We start from the raw sequence: 14906 nt of genomic DNA on the forward strand, positions 1-14906 counted from the left end.
CGTCCTCGACGACCAGCACCGCCAAGCGTCGGCGTCCCTCCGGAGTCAATGGTGCGTTAGCGTGGATCACGAAGACCTCCGTGGCTTGGAGTGAGTGTGGTAGCCCACATCCTGCCCGGAGGTCTTCGCTTCACCTCAGATGTTCACAACGTGTCGGGGAAGTACACCTAGCGTCGCGTGCAGCCCGTGTTCGATGTCAGGCTTTTGATGGCAGGCTGGGACCATGATCTTCATTGTCGCGAAATTCACCGTCAAGCCCGAGTACGCCGACGACTGGATCGCCCGGTCGCGGCCGTTCACCGAGGCGACGCGCGCCGAGCCGGGGAACCTCTGGTTCGACTGGTCGCGCAGCGTCGACGACCCGAACGAATACGTCCTGGTGGAGGCCTTCGCGGACGACGCCGCCGAAGCCCACGTGACCAGCGAGCATTTCCGGACGGCGCAGCGTGAGCTGCCGCCGCTGCTCCAGAAGACCCCGAGCGTCCGGAACGTCCAGATGGACCGGGACGAGTGGGATCTGCTCGGGGAGATGGCCGTCGACTGACCGTCGTCGCCGCGCCGATACACTGAACGCCGTGACGGAAACCTCGGCTGACCACCCGCGTCCTGTCCTCGTCGTCGACTTCGGTGCCCAGTACGCGCAGCTCATCGCGCGACGGGTGCGCGAGGCCCGCATCTACTCCGAGGTGATCGCGCACGACGCGCCGCTGTCGGAGTTCCGCGCCAAGGACCCGGCCGCGATCATCCTGTCCGGCGGCCCGGCGTCGGTGTACGCCGAGGGCGCCCCGACCATCGATCCGCAGCTCTTCGACCAGGGCATTCCGGTCTTCGGCATCTGCTACGGCTTCCAGAAGATGACCGCCGCGCTGGGCGGCACCGTCGCCAACACCGGCGGTCGCGAGTTCGGCCGGACCATGCTCGACGTCGCCGCCGCCGACAGCGCGCTGTTCCACGGGCTGCCGCAGTCGCAGCCGGTGTGGATGAGCCACAACGATGCCGTGCAGGCGGCCCCGGAGGGCTTCACCGTCACCGCGTCGACGCCGGGAGCGCCGGTCGCCGCCTTCGAGTGCCTCGACCGGCGCATGGCCGGCGTCCAGTACCACCCGGAGGTGCTGCACACCCCGCATGGCCAGGAGGTTCTGACGCGCTTCCTCTACGAGGTGGCCGGGCTGACGCCGACGTGGACCGCCGCGAACATCGCCGAGTCGCTGATCGCCGACGTCCGCGCCGAGGTGGGCGACGAGGGTCTGGCGATCTGCGGCCTGTCCGGCGGCGTCGACTCCGCGGTGGCCGCCGCGCTGGTCCAGCGCGCCATCGGTGACCGGCTGACCTGTGTTTTCGTCGACCACGGTCTGTTGCGGGCGGGGGAGCGTGAGCAGGTGCAGACCGACTTCGTCGCCGCCACCGGGGCACGACTGGTCACCGTCGACGCCGAGGACACCTTCCTCGGACACCTCGCCGGGGTGTCCGACCCGGAGACCAAGCGCAAGATCATCGGCCGCGAGTTCATCCGGTCGTTCGAGGGCGCCGTGTCCGACGTCCTCGGCGATCAGGCCGCCGCGGGCAAGAAGGTCGACTTCCTGGTCCAGGGCACCCTGTACCCGGACGTCGTCGAATCCGGCGGCGGCTCCGGCACGGCCAACATCAAGAGCCACCACAACGTCGGCGGCCTGCCCGAGGACCTGGAATTCGCGCTGGTCGAGCCGCTGCGGCTGCTGTTCAAGGACGAGGTCCGCGCCGTCGGCCGCGAACTCGGCCTGCCCGAGGAGATCGTCAACCGGCAGCCGTTCCCGGGCCCCGGCCTGGCGATCCGCATCGTCGGCGAGGTCACCAAGGACCGTCTGGAACTGCTCCGCAAGGCCGATCTGATCGCCCGCGAGGAGCTGACCTCGGCCGGGCTCGACGGCCAGATCTGGCAGTGCCCCGTCGTGCTGCTGGCCGACGTCCGCAGCGTCGGCGTCCAGGGCGACGGCCGTACCTACGGGCATCCGATCGTGCTGCGCCCGGTCTCGTCCGAGGACGCGATGACCGCCGACTGGACGCGGGTGCCGTACGAGGTCCTGGAGATCATCTCCACCCGGATCACCAACGAGGTGCCCGACGTCAACCGCGTGGTCCTCGATGTGACGAGCAAGCCCCCGGGCACCATCGAGTGGGAGTGAGATCCCGCTACGGGATCACCAGCACCTGGCCGACCTGGATACGGTCCGGGTCCGGTCCGATCACCGCGGTGTTCGCCTGATAGATCTTCCGCCACTGGTCGGCGGCGCCGTACTGGGCCTTTGCGATACGGGAGAGCGTGTCGCCGCCGCGGACGACATAGGTGTGTTCCGCGGACGACTCGGCGCCGTCGTGCCCGGCCGGTGGACAGCCGGTGACCGCCGGAGGTACCGGAGTGGCGACGACGGCGACCGGGGTAGCGGTGTCGGCGGGCGTCCCGCCCGGGTTCGGGGCTTTCGGTACCACCCGGCACTGGAACGCGATGATGAACAGTTCGTCGGGGCCGGTGCCGGTCGTGGTGATGCCGGGATCGACGGGCTGCGGCTCGGGCCGCTGCATCCCGGTGTCCGGCCGCATCGCCGGGACCGACATCTCGAGCTGCGCCCGGCTGACGTGGGTGAGTCGCGCGTTGGGGAAGCGCTCGAGGATTCGTGCGTCGGTCGTCACCGGCGCGGTGTCGGCCGGCGGGGCCGCGGGCTCGGCGTTCACCAGTGACGTGACGGCCGCGATCGGGATTCGCGAGACCAGCGTGGGGCGGTCGGCGCGAAGCAGCCGGGTCCATCTGGCCGAGGGCAGAAAGCCCATCTCCGGCTCTTCCGCGGATTCGCCCGACGGCGCCGGTCCCTGCTGCACCGTGATGTTGCGGGCGAGCACCAGGCCGGTGACGTAGGCGGTACAGCGTCCGGTCGGCGGCGACCCGCCGTCGGACAATCGCTCGACGCCGGCCGGGAAACGCCAGGACGTCGACGCGAAGAGCTGCGGTGTGAACCACGGCCGGTTGACGGTGAGGTACGAGTACTCGAAGGTCACCAGCTTCACCGGTGTCGTCGTGGACCCGCCCAGCCGGGAGCGCAGTGCCTCGGGTGCGCTCGCCGCGAGTCGGCAGAGTTCGTCGGCGGTGACCGTCATCCGGGCCCACGCGGTGTCCACCGCGTCGGACGGGATGTAGCCGGTCGGCAGGTACCGGAGGCCCTCCGTCGTCGTCCGGAAGAAGATCTCCGGAATCGCCGGGTCGAACAGCGTGCGCGCGCCGGCCCACACCGCGGCGGGCAGCGTGGATCCGATGTCCCGGATCGTCTGACGCGCCTGGTCGACGGCCGCGCGCCGTCCCGCCCCGGACCAGGCCGCGCCGGCGGCCTCGATCTCCGCCCGCAGCGTCGGCTCGTCCCGCGCCCAGCGGTCTTTGACGTCGGCGTCGTCGCTGAGTTCGGCCTCGCCGCGCCGGTTGTTGTACTCGGTGGTGGCGGCGAGATAGCGGTCGCGGTACCGCTCGTATTCGAGGGCTGTCGCGGTGGGCCGGGGGATCCCGTCCTCGCTGTTCTCGTAAAGGAGGCCGAACGCGGCGTCGTACTTCGCCTTCTCACTCGGGTCCCAGCCGTCTTCGATCAGCTCCGCCCGGGTGAGGACGTCGCCGTAGACGTCCCACAGCGATCCCTGCTCTGTGCTGTTCCAGACGGGTCCGGCGGGGATGCTGTTCACCAGCGTCGAGAACTCGGCGTGCGGGCCGATGCCCGCGCCGAGCGGATCGGTGACGAGGCTGCGCAGGTGCTCGGCCCGCAGACCGATCGGTGACAGGGGATAGGCCTGGTAGGTGCCGTCGTCGGCGAACACCTGCCCGAGTTTGCCCGCGAGACCGAGAACGACCTGAGCATCGATTCCAGCCATGATTCCTCCTTCCGGACGGAGTGCGTGGTTACGCGAACTGCTCTTCGGGGATGTCCTCCAGTGGATTCGGGGCCTTGCCGAGGAGGTGATTGACGAAACCGATGATCTGCATCCCGTCGACGTTCAGGGTCTCCCCGTCCTCGGTCGAGGTGAAGTTCTCCTTGTGGGATTCGTGGCTGTAGTCGGCGTTGAGGCACCACGGGCCCCAGCCCACGCCGCCGCCCGCGGTCACCTTCGACTTCGTGTCGCGGTAGGCGGAGACGAAGTCGCGAGACTTGATCTCGACGTTGCGGACGAACACGGCCTGGGTGGCGTAGCCGACGAACGAGCCGTGCGGCGGCTGCTGGCCGTCGGAGGGCAGATCGTCGAACGTCCAGCCTTCGCCCTTGCGCAGCATCCATCCCCGGTTCGCGAAGAACTCCGGGTAGAAACCGGCCCGGACGATCACGGCCTGCGCCATCTCGAACGTCATGGAGAACTCGCTGACCTGGTGGTTCTCCTGGTAGCTCGACGAATCGCGCCCGCCTTTCGCGTCGAACCTGAACAGGCCGAAGTTGACGCCGCCGCCGGCCTTCCAACTGGTCGCCTCGGACTCCTTGCTCCAGTTGTCGGTCTTGTGGGAGATCCCGATCCTGGTCCAGCCGCCGGAGGTGGCGATGTTGCCGGGTACCAGCGTGGTGTACGGGAAGGGGATCGCGACCTCGGGAGTCGAGATCAGCGCCAGCTGGAACCGCTCGAGCAGGGACTGCTTCCACATGATCATGCTGCGTTCGGTGGTCTGACTGATGTACGCATTCATCTGGTCCACTTCGTTGCGGTACCCGGCGCTGGTCCACTCGTCGGCCGCAGCCTTGACCTTCAAGTAGTAGTTCTGCTGGTTGAGCGCCCAATCGGCGGACGCGGCCTTGCCTTCGGGGCCGGTCGCGCCGGCGGCGGCGACGCGTTTGGTGTTGTACTCGATGACCGCGTCGTTGTACTTGCCGAGCGCGCTGGTGTAGGCGCGCATCACGGCGGACGGTTCGACCGTCTCCTTCTCCTCGTCGGTGATGAGGTCCTTGACGGTCTTCTTCTCCCACAGCAATCCGCGGAACTTGTCGAGCTTCGCCTGCTGTTCGGGGGTGAGTGGATAGTCGACGACCTTCGAGAACTTCAGGATCTGGTGATACATCTCGCTGAGATGCTTCTCGGCGTCCGGCTTGTACATGCCCTGCTGCTTGTCGCTGGTGTAGGCGGCGCCGACATCGGGTACGAAGTCGAGCAGCGCCGACAGCTGGTACGCGTGCATCAGCCGCTCGTTCTGCGTCTCCGCATCCTTCGCCGAGAAGATGCCCGCGCCGCAGAAGTCCAGATCGCTCTCGGAGAACGGCAGACCGGGCATGCACCAGGTGAAGAAGGTATTCGGGTCGGGGGCGACCTTTCCGTCGCCGCCGCCGAGGATGGACTGGTAGATCTGGCCGGTCAGTGCGCTACCGAGATCGTTGAGTGGGAAAGCCATGACGGACTCCTGATCTTCCATGGGGATGAGGTGGGGTTGTGGGGACCATCGTCCGGCCGATCCGGTGCGGTCCATAAGGAGGCTCGACTACCCGTTTCGGCGCCGGCCGGCTACCTGTTCCGAGTGGCGGGTACCCGGTAGGCTCGGCGGGAATGAGCGTCCCCGAGAACTGGATTCCGCACCGCCGTCCCGACGGCGAGGTGATCGGCTGGATCGACCTCGACGCGGCCGCACCCCGGATCGCCCCGTACGACCGGCTCGGCCGCGCGCTCCCGGCGGTCGACGATTGGGCCGAGGCCGAGGAGGCCCTCGACGACCTCGGCCTGCGTTTCCTGACCGGCCGATTCGTGGTCGGGGGCCGCACGGTCCGCATCCGGCACGTGTACGACGATCACGTCGTCGTCACCACCGCCCTCACCGATGCCGTCGGTGACGTGGGCGACGAGTTCCGCGTGTCGTTCCCGGTCGGTGACGACTTCACCGAGGCCGGCTGAGCGGTGTGACGCTCATGCACCCATGGCCAGGTTGCCGGGTGGTGGTCAGGCGGCCAGGTGCTCTTCGAGAAGGGTTTGGTGCCGGAGGTCGTGTGTCCGCCGGCTGAGGTGTGACGAGGCGCATGGGGCGCCCTTCGACGCCGTGTCGTCGCCGGCTCCGCCTCGTCGGCTCAGGACCCGGAGCCTCGAAGCCGAGGACTTCGGTCTGTGCGCGTGTGAGGCGGCGGTCTACAACTGGCTGAACCGCGTCCGCAGGTCGGTGACCGTGCAGCGCGGTCCGTAGCAGTAGACCGCGGGGCTGCGGACGCCGTCGGGGCCGGTGATCCACCAGTGCTGCGCCGGGTGATCGGTGTTGTAGATCGGCAGGCAGGTCTCGTCGTCGTCGAGGTCGATGACGGCGGCGGACTCCGACCAGTGGAGCGTGCAGCCGATGAGCCCGTGGGTGTCCCAGCGCAGGTGCGCCACCGGCGGATCCAGGTCGAGGCGCAGGTCGGGCGCCACGGTGGGCGCCTTCGCGCGCCGGCGCGACCCGAATCGGAGAACACGTCCCTCGTGTGCGTAAGCGATGCTCATGACCGGATCCTCCGTGGGAAGACTTGTGAATCTCTTGGAGAATTCGATCGTCCGCTCCGGCGGCGGCGCGGTCGTAGGTAGCCCGCTACCCGAGTCGGTGCGGCCGTCCGCTTCGTACCTGGGGTAGCCGGGGACGGGGCCGGTCGCACCGGGTTTGCGAGGTTCAAGAGACTTCCAACCGGGCTCCAAACGGGCGGCCATACCTTCTCCTCACCAGCTCGGGCGGGGTGTCCGGGCGGCATACGGAGGAGAAGCCATGCGAGCAATGTTCCGGGCGGCGGCCGTCATCACCGCGACGACGACGCTGGCCATCGGCCTGACGGCGTGCGACGTCCACGTGGGGACGTCACCGGCCAAGCGCACCACCTCGTCGTCGACCCCGGCGACCACGACCCAGGTGGATGACGTCGGCCAGACGACGCACCAGACCATCGCCGATTACCTCGCCGAACTGGGCGTGACCGATCAGAAGGCGGAGCCGGGCGTCGACGGCGCCCCCGAACTGTCCATCCCGACGCCCGACGGCTGGGCCGATGCGGGCGACGAGACGCCGGACTATTCGGTCGGCGCGATCGTCTACCGCGGTCCCGAGGTGAAGACCGCGCGCTACGTTCCCAACGTCGTCGCGATCCTGTCGGCGCTGCCGCCCGGCGTGGACCAGGACAAGGTCCTCAGCCTGGCGCGCGGGGAACTGGAGAACCTGCCCGAGTTCTCGCCGTTCGGTCCGCCGACGCGCGACGAACTGGACGGCTTCCCGGCGCTGAAGATCGCCGGGAAATACAACCGCGAGGGAATGCCCGCGGTGATCGCGCAGCAAACCGTGGTGATCCCCGGGCGCGACCACGTCTACGTGTTGCAGCTCAACGCGACCAGCGCGGAGGCCGAGTCGGAGATCCTGATGACCGTCACCGACGAGATCGATCGCGGCACCGAGATCACCATCTGACCTCGACGGAGCTCGGTCGGCGGGCGGGGGGAGTTCAGCCGGTCGGCGGACGGAAAGGCCGCGGCCGGCCGAAGGAGAGGCGGCCGGCCACGACGTCAGGGGCGCCTGCGGAATCCGCTGGCGATCAGCACCACTCCGGCCAGCGTGCCCACCCCGATCAGGACCCACGGCAGCAGGTTCAGGTCGGGCAGGTCGGGGCCGCCGGTGAGGCCCCAGGCCGCGACGGCGATCGCCAGGACTCCGGCCATCACGAGGATCGGGGCACGGCGCGGTTCGAGGGTGCCGGGGTTCTCGTCGTTCATCGCTTCATCTCCACGTTTCCCATGCCCACGTGGGCGTCGATGGTCAGGACGGGGCCGTCGCCGCCGCCGGTCACGCCGGGCGGACAGTGGACGTCGCCGACGCCGACATCGCACTGCGCCCGCACGCGGACGTTCTCGGGCAGCAGCACCTTGATCTCACCGACGCCCTGCTTTACGGTCACCGTCTTATCGTGATCGATCCGGTCGAGGTGACGCAGGTCGAGCGTGGTGGAACCGACGGTCAGCTGGTAGTCGTCGCGCAGCTCCGACTGGTCGCTGACCGACCAGTTGCGGTCGCCGACGCCGCCGCGCGGGGCCGACCAGCCGGATGCGCTCACCAGGGTCGAGACGACGACGATACCGGCCGCCAGGAAGCCGAGCGGGATCAGGCCGGACGCGTGCCTGCCCTCCGGTCGGCGCAGGAACCCGGCCACGACCAGCCCCAGCCCGATCACCATCAGCGACAGCGAGGCGATCCGGCCGACGGTGAACCAGTGCGCACCGGCCAGCTGGGCGGCGGCGCCGCCGACGGCGACCAGGACGGCCAGGCCCATGGTGATCGGGGTCATCGGCGAGCGCGGGCCGCGCGGCGACACGGGCGCGGTGGCCGGGGTCGGTTCGGGCAGATCCCACGCGAAGGGGGCGGCGCCGAGCGGATCCCAGGCGGGCGGGACGGTGCCGTCGCCGGTGTCGTTCGGGTCCGCGGAGGACGGTGCGCCGGTCTTCGCGGTGTCGTCGTCGGAGGGGGAGGCGTCGGCGGCACGCCACGAGTACGACCCGCCCGCCGCGGCGGGCGGTGCGGGGTCGATCGTGGCGGCGCTGGTGCCCTCCGGCGGTATCGGGGTGCGCTGGTAGAGCAGCCACCATCCCACGCCCAGCAGCAGCGTGCCGAGAAGACCTCCGCCGCTCCACGTGCGGTCGCCGCCGAACGTCGCCATCAGCACGATCGCGAGGATGCCCAGCGGGATCAGCGAACCGAACCGGAACGACGTGTCGCGGCGCTCCCGCGCCGAGGCGCCGCGGGAGTGCTCGGACGGCAGTACCACGCAGGCGATGAGATAGATCAGCACACCGGCGCCGCCGAAGACGGTGGCGACGACGAAGGCGACGCGCACCAGCGTCGGATCGACCTGGTACCGGGCGCCGAATCCCGCGCACACACCGGCCACCTTGCGGCCGGACCGGCGGCGCAGCGGGCGCGTCGCCCAGAAGTCGGAGAGGGTCGTGGGGTTCATGACTCCATCCTCGCGGCGGCTCCGCCCGCGCAGTATCGGGAAGGACCCTGAGATGGTCCCTGAACTCTGCCCGCCGGGCGTCCGGTGGTGCGGCGACATGCCAGTATCGAAGGTGATGACGACGACGACCGCGCGCGAGCCCGCCGGACGGGACGCGCCCAAGCTGTACCGGCGCAACGGCGGCAAGGTGATCGCCGGGGTGTCCGGCGGCCTCGCCGACCATCTGGGCGTCGACGTCTTCCGCGTGCGCGTGGTCTTCGTCGTGCTGGCCGCTCTCGCCGGCGCGGGCGCCTTCGCGTACGCCGCGCTCTGGTTCTTCTGCCCGCCGGGCGACGACACCGCCCGGCCCGGCCCGGCCGAACGGCGACAGGCCTACGGGCTGGTCGCGCTCGGCGCGGTGGCGCTGGTGGTGAGCATGCTGGTGGCGGCCAACGCCCCCGCTCAGCAGCTGGTCGCGGTGGTCTTCGTGCTCGGCGGAGCCGGACTGGTCTGGCGTGAGGTCGACGTCACCGGCGTCGGCGGACGGCGCACGGTGGTCACCTGGCTGCGGGTCGGCGCCGGTGCGCTGCTGGTGATCGGCGGCCTGGTGGTGATGGTGGTCGCCAGCGGCTCGGTGCTCGGCGGCATGAATTCGACGGTGCTCGCCGTGCTGGCCACCCTGGTCGGCGTGATCCTGCTGACCGTGCCGCTCTGGATGCGGCTGATCCGGGCGCTCGACGCCGAGCGCGCCGAACGGATCCGGACCGCCGAACGCGAGGAGATCGCGTCGCACCTGCACGACTCCGTGCTGCAGACCCTCGCGCTGATCCAGAAGCAGTCGGGCGACCCGGACACCGTCGCACGACTGGCCCGCCGGCAGGAACGCGAGCTGCGCACCTGGCTGTTCGGCGATCCGGCGCAGCGCCGCGAGTCGTTCGCGGCGGCGATCGCGGCGCTGGCCGCCGAGATCGAGGAGTCGTACGGGACGGAGATCGAGGCGGTGACCGTCGGCGACACCACACCCGAGGAGTTGCGCGACGAGACGTGGGCGCGCTCGGCGTCGTCGTTGATCGCCGCGACGCGCGAGGCGCTGGTGAACGCCGCCAAACATTCCGGGGCGCAGCAGGTGGACGTGTACGCCGAGGTGCGCGGCGATCGCATCGAGGTGTTCGTCCGCGACCGCGGCTGCGGCTTCGAGCCGGATGCGGTCGACGACGACCGGCAGGGCATCGCCCGGTCGATCAACGCGCGCATGGAGCGCGCGGGCGGCTGCGCCCAGGTGCGGTCGACGCCCGGCCGCGGTACCAATGTCACGCTGACGCTGCCGCGGGCCTCGACAGGCTCGGCCGGCGGGGAGGGTTCGGCCGGCGGGGAGGGTTCGACCGGCGGCGGGGACGATTCACAGGAGGATTCATGACGTATCGGGTGTTTCTGGTCGACGACCACGCGGTCTTCCGCTCCGGGGTCCGCGCCGAACTGGCCAGCGAGGACGGGCTCGACGTGGTCGGCGACGCAGGCACCGTCGCCGAGGCGGTCGCCGGGATCACGCGGGTGCGCCCCGATGTGGTGCTGCTCGACGTGCACATGCCGGCCGGGGGCGGGGTGGCGGTGCTGCGCGGGGTGACCGATGCGCTCGGCTCCGACGCCCCGGTCTTCCTCGCGCTCTCGGTGTCCGACGCCGCCGCCGACGTGATCGCCACCATCCGGGCCGGGGCCCGCGGGTACGTGACCAAGACGATCAGCGGACCCGAACTGGCCGATGCGGTACGACGCGTCGCCGAGGGCGACGCCGTCTTCAGTCCGCGCCTGGCCGGCTTCGTTCTGGATTCCTTCACCGGCCGGTCGCCGGCGGGTGAACCGGCGCTCGACCCGGAGCTGGACTCGCTGACCAAGCGCGAGATGGAGGTGCTGCGGCTGCTCGCCCGCGGCTACACCTACCGGGAGATCGCGGAAGAACTGTTCATCTCGGTCAAGACGGTGGAGACCCACGCGTCGAACGTGCTGCGCAAGACGCAGCAGTCCAATCGCAACGCCCTCACTCGCTGGGCGGTGAACCGGCAGATCGGTTGAGTCCGCCGGCTCCGCGCAGGACCCACGGGTCGAACGGCTCCATCCGCCGGCTGTCTGGTCGTGTGGTTCTATCCGCCGGCTGAGCCCTTCGACTTCGCTCAGGAACCACCGGTCGAGCCGTTAGGCGAGACCGAGTCGAAGCCCCGCTTAGCTGCCGCCGGTCTTGTCGATGATGATCATGGCCAGCGGGTCGGCGGGCTCGGGTTCGGTGATCTCGTCCTCGTCGTCGCCGGCCTTGTCTTCGGTGTCTTCGTCCTCGGTGGTCTCGGTCCCGGTGGTCGCGGGTTCGACGTCGTCGTCCGTCGCGGCTTCGTCCGCGTCTGCACCGTCCGCGTCCCCGCCGTCCGCGTCCGCACCGGCTCGGGCGGCGGGCGTGCGATCGATACTGACCCGGATCCGCCAGCGGAGCGGACGGAGAGCCAGGGCCGTGCCGATGCAGAGGATCGCGAGCAGCACCAGCGCGCCGATGACGAATCCGAGCACCGGCACGTTGAGGAATTCCCGGCCCATCTTCCCGGGCAGCGGGTGCAGGGTGATCTGGTGGATGAAACCGCCGATCAGCCAGGCCGGATCGGCCAGCGCGATGATCGGGACCGCGGTCGCGGCGAGTGCGGCGAGCGCCGCGATCCAGAGCGCCCAGACGGTCACTCGCGGGCGGGAGACGAACAGGGTGAGCGCGGCCAGGAGGCCGACGGCGCCCGCGGCGATCACATACCAGCCGTACGGCCGGGGGCCGACGTGCAGTGCGGCGTAGGCGGCGTCGTGGGTCCGCCCGATCCCGTCCCAGCCGACCGGGGTGCCGAGCGTGTAGAGCGATACCCAGGGGACGAAGACGGTGCCGATGGTCAGTACGGCCATCAGACCGATCGCGGACGCGTAGAGGCGGCGCTGGGACGGCTGCATGCTTCCCGAATCTACTCGGCGCCGGCGGGGGTGGCCGGTGCCGGCGTCAGTGCTGGAGCGCGGTGGCGGAGCGCACTGACCGCGGCGGCCACCAGAAGCGCGGCCATCAGCACCAGCACCACGGTCAGTGAGATCAGCGTCGGACGTTTCAGGACCATGTCGCGAATCATGCTCGTGTAGTGCCCGCCGAGCATGTCGCCCACCCCGAGTGCCGTGAAGGCCGGTTCCAGGAAGATCCGCGGGTTGACGAGGACCATGATCGGGATCGCGGCGGCCCACAGTGAGAACAGCGCGGCCACCCAGCGCAGCGCGGTCGCGAGAGCGCGCAGGGCGGGCACGACCATCGCGACGGCGGTGAGGAGAGCGATGACGGCGACCAGGACCACGAAGTCGCCGAGCGGCCGGGCCGCGAGATCGTCCTGTGGGGAGTGGTAGTCGACGGAGCCGAAACCGTTCCAGTTCATCGGGACGCCGATCCGATCGGTGCTGGCCCAGGGCAGCGCGGTGAGCACGATGGCGACGATCGCCAGCACCGCGATGACCAGTGCGTATACCCGTTGCTGCATGCCGATCGGTCTCCTCGTTGACGGTTGTCGGACCCCGTCGCTATCTTTAGAACATCAGTTCGATGAACGGTATCTTCCCTGCCGCGAAGCGAATGGTCGTCCAAGCGAGGGGAAGCGCATGTCCGATCACCAGAACCCGCGGCCGGGCGGGATCGCCGAGCCCAGTTTAGGCAGGCCCGCCACCGTGGCGGCGCTGCGACGCACGCTCGCGCAGTTGTCGCCGGGTGGGCTCGCCGCCGCCGTGCTGCCGGTGCCCGCGCCCGTCGCGGAGCTGCTTCCGCGGCGCGGACTGGCGCCGGGGACGACGGTCGAGGTGAGCGGGGCGATGACCCTGCCGGTGGCCCTGCTGGCCGCGGCCACCTCCTCGGGGGCCACCGCGGCGCTCGTCGGACTGCCGCGGCTGAATCTGGCGATGGCGGCCGATCTCGGGGCCGATCTGGACCGCATCGCGGTGGTCGGGGAACCGGGGGTCGATGCCCTGGAGGTGGCCGGGGTGCTGCTCGACGGGCTCGACCTGGTGCTGGTCGGCACGCCCCGGGTGATGCCGGCGCGGGCCCGGGTGCTGGCCGGCCGGGCACGACGCCAAGCGGCGACGCTGGTGGCGGTCGGCGATCCCGGCGCGTGGCCCGGTGCGGCGGTGCGGATGGCGGCGCAGGTGGCCGGCTATCGGCACCTGCCGTTGCGCCGCAACGGTTACGGCCGGATCGGCGGACTGCAGGTGGACATCGAGGTGGCCGGCACCGGAATCGTGCCGCGCGGGGTGCGCTGTGAGCTCGTCATGCCGGGTATCGGGGAAGAAGGTGCGCTGCGGCTGGTCTCGGTGGCCGAGCGCGAGAGCCGATGGCAGGTGGCGAATTGAGCCGGGTGCTGGTGTTGTGGTGTCCGGACTGGCCGGCCGCCGCGGCGGCGCAGTTCCTCGACGTGGCGGTGACCGAGCCGGTGGCGACGCTGGCGGCGGGGAAGGTGGTCGCGTGCACGCGGGCGGCACGACGCGCCGGGGTGCGCCGCGGCATGCGGAAACGCCAGGCCCAGGCCGCGTGCCCGGAACTGCTGGTGACGCCGTCCGATCCGCATCGCGATGGGCGGCTCTTCGATCCGGTGGCCGCCGCGGTCACCGCCGTCGTGCCGATGACCGAGGTGCTGCGCCCCGGGCTGCTGGCGGTGGCGGCCGACCGGGCCGCCCGCTATTTCGGTGGCGAGACCGGGCTGGGCGAGGCGGTGGCCGAGGCCGTCGAAAGCCTCGGGATCGCCGCGCAGGTGGGCGTCGCCGATCAGCTGTTCACCGCGGTGCTGGCCGCCCGGGCCGGGTGCGCCGTCCCGCCCGGCGGCGATGCCGAGTTCCTCGCGCCGCGGCCGATCGCCGACCTGGTGATCGAGCCGTCGCTCTCCGCGCCGGGCCGCGACGATCTGGTGAATCTGCTGTGGCGCTTGGGGCTCCGCACGCTGGGGGCGTTCGCGAAACTGGAGACGGTCGACGTGGCCTCGCGGTTCTCGCCGGACGGGGTGGTGGCGCATCGGCTCGCGGCGGCCCGGCCCGGCCGCCGACCCGCCCGCGCCCCGATACCACCGGAGATCGAGGTGACCTACGAGTGCGATCCGCCGGTCGACCGGATCGACGCGGTCGCCTTCCTCGGGCGCCGCTTGGCGGAGGAACTGCACGGGAGGCTGTCGTCGGCGGCGCTGGCGTGCACCCGGCTGACGGTGCACGCGGTGACCGAACTCGGCCAGGAGCACTCGCGGACCTGGCGGTGCGCCGAGCCGCTGACCCCGGAGTCGACCGCCGACCGGATCCGGTGGCAGCTGGAGGGCTGGCTGACCCGTACCCGGGGTTCGCTCGAGGCGCCCGACTCACCGCTGGTGCGGCTGCGCTTGGAGCCGGTGGAACTGGTGAATCCGGGGATGCTGCAGTACGCGCTGACCGGCGCGGGACTGCCCGGTGAGGCGGCGAACGGGCTGGGGGAGAAGGCGCGACGCTCCCTGGTCCGGGTGCAGGGGCTGCTGGGCGGCGAGGCCGTCCGGGTCCCGGTGCTCAGTGGGGGCCGCGGACCGGCCGAGCGGGTGTCGCTGGTGGCCTACGGCGACGACCGGGTCCCCGAGCGTCCGGTCGAGGCGGCCTGGCCGGATGCGCTGGCCCGGCCGCTGCCGGCGCTGCTCACCACCGGCGAGGTGGAGCTGTTCGACGCCGCGGGTGAGCCGGTCGCGGTGACCGGCCGCGGTGCGTTCAGCGCCGAGCCAGTCGAACTCCGGATGGCGGCCGCACCGCACCGGGTCTGCTGGTGGGCGGGCCCCTGGCCGTTCGGTGTCGACTCGCCGGCCGAACCCGACGCGGTGATGGCCCGCGCGCAGGTGCTGCTGGAGCCCCCGGCGGACTCGCGGCCGTCGCGCGCGCTGCTGCTCTGCTACCGCGGGGCCCGCTGGAAGGTGGAGGGGGTGTACGAGTGAGGCCCGGTAGAGTTCG

At 70.8% G+C, this 14906-nt stretch carries 15 protein-coding genes; 8 read left to right on the plus strand and 7 right to left on the minus strand.

Annotation, left to right across the window (positions count from 1 at the left end):
- Positions 1-223: 223 nt before the first annotated feature.
- A complete protein-coding gene (locus ACSEEN_RS18825; protein WP_371308351.1) occupies positions 224-544 on the plus strand; it encodes a putative quinol monooxygenase in 321 nt (106 codons plus the stop codon).
- Positions 545-575: 31 nt separating this feature from the next.
- Positions 576-2162, plus strand: coding sequence for a glutamine-hydrolyzing GMP synthase (gene guaA / locus ACSEEN_RS18830; protein ID WP_371308352.1), 1587 nt, complete (start codon positions 576-578; stop codon positions 2160-2162).
- Positions 2163-2169: 7 nt separating this feature from the next.
- Here guaA and ACSEEN_RS18835 read toward each other — a convergent pair whose 3' ends face one another.
- A complete protein-coding gene (locus ACSEEN_RS18835; protein WP_440714014.1) occupies positions 2170-3885 on the minus strand; it encodes a LysM peptidoglycan-binding domain-containing protein in 1716 nt (571 codons plus the stop codon).
- Positions 3886-3913: 28 nt separating this feature from the next.
- Complete coding sequence (locus ACSEEN_RS18840; RefSeq protein ID WP_247866952.1) at positions 3914-5380, minus strand: hypothetical protein; 1467 nt, start codon at positions 5378-5380, stop codon at positions 3914-3916.
- 152 nt (positions 5381-5532) lie between these two features.
- On the opposite strand from ACSEEN_RS18840, the gene ACSEEN_RS18845 reads away from it, so the two are divergent.
- Positions 5533-5874 (plus strand): hypothetical protein, encoded by a 342-nt coding sequence (locus ACSEEN_RS18845; protein ID WP_440714015.1) that lies wholly within the window; start codon positions 5533-5535, stop codon positions 5872-5874.
- A 228-nt stretch (positions 5875-6102) separates the two neighbouring features.
- On the opposite strand, the gene ACSEEN_RS18850 is transcribed toward ACSEEN_RS18845, so the two are convergent.
- Positions 6103-6447 (minus strand): hypothetical protein, encoded by a 345-nt coding sequence (locus ACSEEN_RS18850; RefSeq protein WP_440714016.1) that lies wholly within the window; start codon positions 6445-6447, stop codon positions 6103-6105.
- A gap of 256 nt (positions 6448-6703) precedes the next feature.
- On the opposite strand from ACSEEN_RS18850, the gene ACSEEN_RS18855 reads away from it, so the two are divergent.
- Positions 6704-7393 (plus strand): LpqN/LpqT family lipoprotein, encoded by a 690-nt coding sequence (locus ACSEEN_RS18855; protein WP_440714017.1) that lies wholly within the window; start codon positions 6704-6706, stop codon positions 7391-7393.
- Between the two features lie 95 nt (positions 7394-7488).
- On the opposite strand, the gene ACSEEN_RS18860 is transcribed toward ACSEEN_RS18855, so the two are convergent.
- Together ACSEEN_RS18860 and ACSEEN_RS18865 are read right to left on the minus strand one after the other, a co-directional pair.
- Complete coding sequence (locus tag ACSEEN_RS18860) at positions 7489-7695, minus strand: hypothetical protein (RefSeq protein ID WP_298440910.1); 207 nt, start codon at positions 7693-7695, stop codon at positions 7489-7491.
- The gene (locus ACSEEN_RS18865; RefSeq protein WP_440714018.1) at positions 7692-8930 is read right to left on the minus strand and encodes a PspC domain-containing protein; all 1239 of its coding nucleotides are present in this window, start codon (positions 8928-8930) and stop codon (positions 7692-7694) included. The genes ACSEEN_RS18860 and ACSEEN_RS18865 overlap by 4 nt, the downstream gene beginning before the upstream one ends.
- Before the next feature lie 97 nt (positions 8931-9027).
- On the opposite strand from ACSEEN_RS18865, the gene ACSEEN_RS18870 reads away from it, so the two are divergent.
- Both ACSEEN_RS18870 and ACSEEN_RS18875 read left to right on the plus strand, forming a co-directional pair.
- Positions 9028-10326, plus strand: a complete 1299-nt coding sequence (locus tag ACSEEN_RS18870; RefSeq protein ID WP_440714019.1) for a PspC domain-containing protein — start codon at positions 9028-9030, stop codon at positions 10324-10326.
- The gene (locus ACSEEN_RS18875) at positions 10323-10979 is read left to right on the plus strand and encodes a LuxR C-terminal-related transcriptional regulator (protein ID WP_247866961.1); all 657 of its coding nucleotides are present in this window, start codon (positions 10323-10325) and stop codon (positions 10977-10979) included. Before ACSEEN_RS18870 ends, ACSEEN_RS18875 begins: the two co-directional genes overlap by 4 nt.
- A gap of 147 nt (positions 10980-11126) precedes the next feature.
- Here ACSEEN_RS18875 and ACSEEN_RS18880 read toward each other — a convergent pair whose 3' ends face one another.
- Positions 11127-11882: a hypothetical protein gene (locus ACSEEN_RS18880; RefSeq protein ID WP_440714020.1), complete on the minus strand. Its 756-nt coding sequence runs from the start codon at positions 11880-11882 to the stop codon at positions 11127-11129.
- An 11-nt stretch (positions 11883-11893) separates the two neighbouring features.
- Positions 11894-12448 (minus strand): hypothetical protein, encoded by a 555-nt coding sequence (locus ACSEEN_RS18885; protein WP_440714021.1) that lies wholly within the window; start codon positions 12446-12448, stop codon positions 11894-11896.
- 118 nt (positions 12449-12566) lie between these two features.
- Between ACSEEN_RS18885 and imuA' the strand changes: the two genes are divergently transcribed.
- Both imuA' and ACSEEN_RS18895 read left to right on the plus strand, forming a co-directional pair.
- Positions 12567-13307: a DnaE2-dependent mutagenesis accessory factor ImuA' gene (imuA', locus tag ACSEEN_RS18890; RefSeq protein WP_440714022.1), complete on the plus strand. Its 741-nt coding sequence runs from the start codon at positions 12567-12569 to the stop codon at positions 13305-13307.
- Positions 13289-14890, plus strand: coding sequence for a DNA polymerase Y family protein (locus ACSEEN_RS18895; RefSeq protein ID WP_440714023.1), 1602 nt, complete (start codon positions 13289-13291; stop codon positions 14888-14890). Before imuA' ends, ACSEEN_RS18895 begins: the two co-directional genes overlap by 19 nt.
- The last annotated feature ends 16 nt before the right edge of the window (positions 14891-14906 follow it).

Origin of the sequence: Gordonia marina (assembly GCF_052036135.1) — a bacterium.
Lineage (GTDB): Bacteria > Actinomycetota > Actinomycetes > Mycobacteriales > Mycobacteriaceae > Gordonia.

Coding starts and splice junctions, on each gene's coding strand:
- ACSEEN_RS18825 (WP_371308351.1), top strand. CDS start 224: ATGATCTTCATTGTCGCGAAATTCACCGTCAAGCCCGAGTACGCCGAC.
- ACSEEN_RS18835 (WP_440714014.1), bottom strand. CDS start 3,885: ATGGCTGGAATCGATGCTCAGGTCGTTCTCGGTCTCGCGGGCAAACTC.
- ACSEEN_RS18840 (WP_247866952.1), bottom strand. CDS start 5,380: ATGGCTTTCCCACTCAACGATCTCGGTAGCGCACTGACCGGCCAGATC.
- ACSEEN_RS18845 (WP_440714015.1), top strand. CDS start 5,533: ATGAGCGTCCCCGAGAACTGGATTCCGCACCGCCGTCCCGACGGCGAG.
- ACSEEN_RS18850 (WP_440714016.1), bottom strand. CDS start 6,447: ATGAGCATCGCTTACGCACACGAGGGACGTGTTCTCCGATTCGGGTCG.
- ACSEEN_RS18855 (WP_440714017.1), top strand. CDS start 6,704: ATGCGAGCAATGTTCCGGGCGGCGGCCGTCATCACCGCGACGACGACG.
- ACSEEN_RS18860 (WP_298440910.1), bottom strand. CDS start 7,695: ATGAACGACGAGAACCCCGGCACCCTCGAACCGCGCCGTGCCCCGATC.
- ACSEEN_RS18865 (WP_440714018.1), bottom strand. CDS start 8,930: ATGAACCCCACGACCCTCTCCGACTTCTGGGCGACGCGCCCGCTGCGC.
- ACSEEN_RS18870 (WP_440714019.1), top strand. CDS start 9,028: ATGCCAGTATCGAAGGTGATGACGACGACGACCGCGCGCGAGCCCGCC.
- ACSEEN_RS18875 (WP_247866961.1), top strand. CDS start 10,323: ATGACGTATCGGGTGTTTCTGGTCGACGACCACGCGGTCTTCCGCTCC.
- ACSEEN_RS18880 (WP_440714020.1), bottom strand. CDS start 11,882: ATGCAGCCGTCCCAGCGCCGCCTCTACGCGTCCGCGATCGGTCTGATG.
- ACSEEN_RS18885 (WP_440714021.1), bottom strand. CDS start 12,448: ATGCAGCAACGGGTATACGCACTGGTCATCGCGGTGCTGGCGATCGTC.
- imuA' (WP_440714022.1), top strand. CDS start 12,567: ATGTCCGATCACCAGAACCCGCGGCCGGGCGGGATCGCCGAGCCCAGT.
- ACSEEN_RS18895 (WP_440714023.1), top strand. CDS start 13,289: ATGGCAGGTGGCGAATTGAGCCGGGTGCTGGTGTTGTGGTGTCCGGAC.